The organism is Pseudomonas sp. TR47, from assembly GCF_044143025.1.
GTDB classification, from domain to species: domain Bacteria; phylum Pseudomonadota; class Gammaproteobacteria; order Pseudomonadales; family Pseudomonadaceae; genus Aquipseudomonas; species Aquipseudomonas putida_E.
In genome coordinates this window covers 1-770 of the sequence record NZ_JBHFCS010000075.1, presented here as the reverse complement: position 1 = coordinate 770, position 770 = coordinate 1, and the positions used below count along the sequence as shown (strand labels likewise).

1 protein-coding gene is annotated in these 770 nt (G+C 52.6%); it reads left to right on the top strand.

The genetic code is table 11. The annotated features are described in order from the left end of the window. Nucleotides 1-165: 165 nt before the first annotated feature. On the top strand, nt 166-770 hold a 605-nt coding region (locus ACEWE8_RS26085), incomplete at its 3' end, for a transposase (RefSeq protein WP_395589450.1).

Genomic DNA, 770 nt, shown 5'->3' with positions numbered 1-770 from the left:
TTCTGACTGTTCACAGCAGTACAGACCGTGGGAGAAATCGTCCTCACCCCTTCCACCAAAGCGCCGATAAAGAATGCTTCGTTCTCTTCAACGACGATAGAAACAAGCCTGCGCCTCTTGGTGAAACCCTTCGAGTCGAAAAACCATACAGCGGGAGTGCAAACCATGGCAATGGAAACGAGCGATTTCATCATCGGTATTGATGTTGCCAAAGCCGAGCTGGTCGTTCATTTTCAAAGCCACGGCACGCAGATGTCGCTGAGCAATACCAAGCCTGAAATCAAGAGATGGCTGATGCAACAACCTGCCAACACTGCTCTGTGCGTCGAAGCAACGAACGTCTACCACCTGGACGTTGTGGAGATGGCACATGAAAAGGGCTTCAAGGTCTATGTTGTTGACGGATTTCAACTTAGTAACTACCGAAAAGGCATTGGCGGCCGATCCAAAACCGATGCCAGTGATGCCGCTTTGCTTGGCCGTTATCTGGAACGAGAAAGCCGGGAACTGCGCCCTTGGGCGCCGCCGCCAGCCGTTTATGGCAAGCTTCAGAGCCTTCTACGCCGCAGGGCTGCTCTGGTCACAATGCGCACCGCCCTGAGCCAGAGTTGGGCTAATGAGCAGCTGCTCAAAGCGGCGTTCAAGAGCTTTACCCAGCAAATGGACAAGTTGGATCTGCTGGTCCAAAAGAAGCTCAAGGAGTTACTTAAGGAGGCTGGTTTACTGGAGCAAGTTGCTCGTTGTCAGGCCATCGAGGGCATCGGTTTTCT